Annotated in this window: 3 protein-coding genes and 1 pseudogene; 2 read left to right on the top strand and 2 right to left on the bottom strand. The window is 68.9% G+C overall.

Annotated features, from left to right (window positions below; genetic code table 11):
• A partial coding sequence (locus tag FVW27_RS10530; RefSeq protein ID WP_167124964.1) for a LysR family transcriptional regulator occupies window positions 1-222 on the bottom strand: 222 nt, incomplete at its 3' end.
• Window positions 223-417: 195 nt separating this feature from the next.
• Here FVW27_RS10530 and FVW27_RS10535 point away from each other — a divergent pair.
• Together FVW27_RS10535 and FVW27_RS10540 are read left to right on the top strand one after the other, a co-directional pair.
• A pseudogene (locus FVW27_RS10535) lies at window positions 418-759 on the top strand (carboxymuconolactone decarboxylase family protein); the annotation flags it as partial.
• Between the two features lie 161 nt (window positions 760-920).
• Window positions 921-1,757, top strand: a complete 837-nt coding sequence (locus FVW27_RS10540) for a sulfite exporter TauE/SafE family protein (protein ID WP_243838345.1) — start codon at window positions 921-923, stop codon at window positions 1,755-1,757.
• Between the two features lie 89 nt (window positions 1,758-1,846).
• On the opposite strand, the gene FVW27_RS10545 is transcribed toward FVW27_RS10540, so the two are convergent.
• The coding region (locus FVW27_RS10545) for an L-lactate permease (RefSeq protein ID WP_243838347.1) at window positions 1,847-3,536 on the bottom strand (1,690 nt) is incomplete at its 5' end.

Here is a 3,536-nt window from a genome sequence, read left to right on the forward strand (position 1 = left end):
CATTTCGGCAATGCGCCGGGCGCGGGGCAGCAGCCGTCGTCCGTGGTCGGTGAGCAGCACGCGGCGGCCCGTCCGCTCGAACAGCGGGGCGCCCAGGTCCTCTTCCAGCGCGCGGATCTGCGCGGTGACGGTGGACGGGGCGTAGTGCAACGCCTCCGCCGCCTTGCGGAACGAAAGCCCGGCGGCCACGGCCAGAAAGGTCTTCAGGTGGCGGATGTCCATGTGATGCTCCGGGGGCTGCGGGCTTTGATCCCGTGGCTGACGTCGCGCAGGCGGCGCGACGATGATGTTCGGAATTCGTGAACCGAGCATTCATGAGGATTCGTTTGTTGCAAACCGTGCCACGCGATACCTTGGCAGGCAAGGGATGGTCTGCATCGCGCAATGATTCGTGAAACGTGAATCGAGGAGTCCGCCATGAACGACCAACTGCGGGCGCTGACCGCGCAGCGCAAGCGCGCCCATTCCCGGCTTGCGGCAACGGGCGCCCCCGTGTACGCCGCCTTTCTGGACATGGAGCGGGCCGCCTACGCGGACGGCGCGCTGCCGAAACGCCACAAGGAACTGATTGCCGTGGGAATTTCCGTGGTTCTGGATTGCCGCTCGTGCATGCAGTGGCACATCGAACAGGCGGTCACCGCCGGGGCCAGCCCCGCCGAGGTGCTGGAGGCGGTGGAGGTGGGCATCGAGATGGGTGGCGGACCGGCCACCGTATCGGCTCGCTTTGCGCTGGAGGTCATGGATGAGGTGTTCGGCCCTCGCTGGCCGGATGGCGTGAAGGCGGGCATTGCCGCGCGCCGGGGGCAGGGCACGGCTGACGGCTCGCCGGAAAGCGCGCGGGACGTCCCTGCCCCCAACGCCCCCCATGACGCCCTGTATGACGCCTTCGATAACGATCTCCATGACGACAGGGGGGCGGCATGATCGGTGTCCTTGCGCCGTTTGTGTCGTTTACGTCCGCTGACCTGCCCGACCTGCCCGACCTAGCCTGCGTGGGCGCGGTAAGCGCGGCGGCGTTGGCCGCCGGGTTCACGCAGGGCTTTGCCGGGTTCGGTTCCACGGTCATTGCCCTGCCCCTGCTGGTGGCGGTGCTGGGCATGCGGGTGGCCGTGCCGCTGGGCTGCCTGATGGCGCTGGCCATCAACGTGGTGTTGGTGGGCCGCATGTTCGGGCATGTGCGGCGCGGACCGTTGACCGTGTTGCTGCTTACTTCGCTGCCGGGCATGGCCGTGGGCGGCAGGCTGCTGTCCGTGGCGCCGGAGGCGTGGCTGGAAGGATTGCTGGGGGCCATGGTGCTGGCGTTCACCGTGTTCACCGCCCGAACCGCGTCGGCACATGACGGCGGGAACGTCACCGCTCCAGTTGCGCATGCGGCAGGCAGGCCGTTGCGCCACGCGGTAACCGTGGCGGTGGGGCTGGTCAGCGGTGCGCTGGGCGCGGCGGTGGGCATCAACGGTCCGCCCGTGGTGGCCTGGGCCATGCGCCAGGGCTGGGGCCGACACGCGCTGAAGGCCACCCTGGCCGGGTACTTCCTGCTGGCCGGGGTGGGCATCGTGGGGGCGCAGGGGCTGCACGGCGAGCTTACCGGACGGGTGCTGCTGCTGTTCTGCGTCGGGCTGCCCGCGCTGGCCGCCGGGCTGTACGGGGGGCACCTGTGCTTCGGGCGCCTGGACGAGACAACCTTCCGCAAGGTGCTGCTGGGGCTGTTCGCCGTGTCCGGCGCCGGGCTTTTGTGGCATGCGGCGGGGTTGGGGTAGCGGGCCCCGCCCCGACCGCCGCCGGGGCGGAAACGATGAAGGCCGGGAGCGCGAACGCTCCCGGCCTTTGTCGTTACCTTGGCGGGCGACTAGTTCGGAAAGGCCCAGAACAGGGTCATGACCGCGCACACCGTGGTGATCAGCACCGAGATGACGAACGCGGGCCGGATGGCCTGCGACGCCTCGCGGATGCGGTCGATGCTGGCCGCCGCGTTCTGCAGCTTGGCGGGCGAAATCACGCTGGCAAGCCCGCCGCCGATGCCGCTGGCCGCCGCGATGACCAGGCCCGACGCGCCGATCTTTTCGGCGGTGGACAGGTGCAGCTTGGTCAGCATGGCGATGGACGACGATTCCGAGCCGCTGATGAACCCGCCCAGCAGGCCCAGGTAGGGCGCCACGAAGGGGTACATCTTGCCGAACAGCGAGGCCGAGGCGTCGGCCATGACGTACACCATGTTGTGCAGCGGCTGGGCCAGGGACCAGTCTGCCCCCTTGCCGGAATGGTTCATGACGTAGGCGATGGCGAAGAACACCGAGGCCGACATGAACGGGCGCCCGGCGCGCTTGCCCGCCTTGACCAGCGCGGTGGACACCTGCTGGCGCGTGGCCTTCATGAGCGGCAGCGCGGCGGCGGTGCAGACGAGTACCCAGAAGTAGGCCTGCCAGAAGATGCGCAACCGCTCCGGCGACTTGGGGATGATTTCCAGCGGCATGGACCACTGCTTGAAGGTCAGGTCGAAGAACGGCAGGAACGGCGCGTTGAGGACCAGCGAAACCACGGTCAGGATGATCCACGGCGAGCAGGCGGCGGCCAGCGAATGACGCCGCTCGGCCGCAAGGTCCGCATCGTTCAGCAGGCTGCGGTCGCGCAGGGGGCGGCCCGTCAGGCGGATGTACAGCATCAGCGCCGCGATGACCGCAAGGCCCGCGGCAATGCCGGTGATGGTCACCAGCCCCAGCTTGGCCATGAGGATGGCCACCACCCCGGCGGTGAGGCCCGCGATGAGCGCGGGCACGATGCCTTCGCGCACCATTTTCGTGCCGCCGGCCAGGTACAGCATGCCGAGGGCGATGCAGGTGGAAATGGCGGGCATGAACCGGGCGAAATAGCCCCCCACCTCGGTTACCGGCAGGCCCACGAAGTTGGCGTAGACCACGGCGGGGATGCCCAGCAGGGCGTAGGTGCACAGCGCATCGTAGCCCAGCGCGGGCAGGATGATGGCCGCGAAGGTGGAATAGCCCAGCGCCAGCATGATGGGCGGCAGGATGGACACCGTCACCGCGCCCAGCGAGGTGAGCAGAATGCCGAAGCCCACGTTGATCAGCATGATCTGCACGGCCTGCTGGCCGGGGGCCACGCTTTTCATCAGCGCCACCACGCGGGACACGGCGCCGGTTTCCTGCATGACGGTGATCTGCAGGATGCTGGCGGACATGACCAGGGCGATGGGCAGCGAGGCCACAAGGCCCGCCACGCTGGACAGCAGGATGACCGTGGGCGCGGTGTCGAAGTACAGCCAGGCGATGGCGGCGGCCACGGCCCAGCCGATGTACCCGGCGGTGTCTGCCGCCACCCGGTACACGAGCAGCAGCACGAAAATGGCAATGACGGGCATGAAGGCAAGCAGAACGGACAGGGCATACATGGGGTGCTGGACCTCCTCGTGAAATGTTCCTACCGGTCCCGGCGGCGGGCAGCCGCCACCGGGATGCACCCGGTGCGGCACGCCGTTGCGGGCCGGTCGGCCTGCGGTGTCCCGCATCCCGTGCCTGCGGCGG

This window comes from Nitratidesulfovibrio liaohensis (genome assembly GCF_011682075.1).
Classification (GTDB): Bacteria; Desulfobacterota; Desulfovibrionia; order Desulfovibrionales; family Desulfovibrionaceae; genus Cupidesulfovibrio; species Cupidesulfovibrio liaohensis.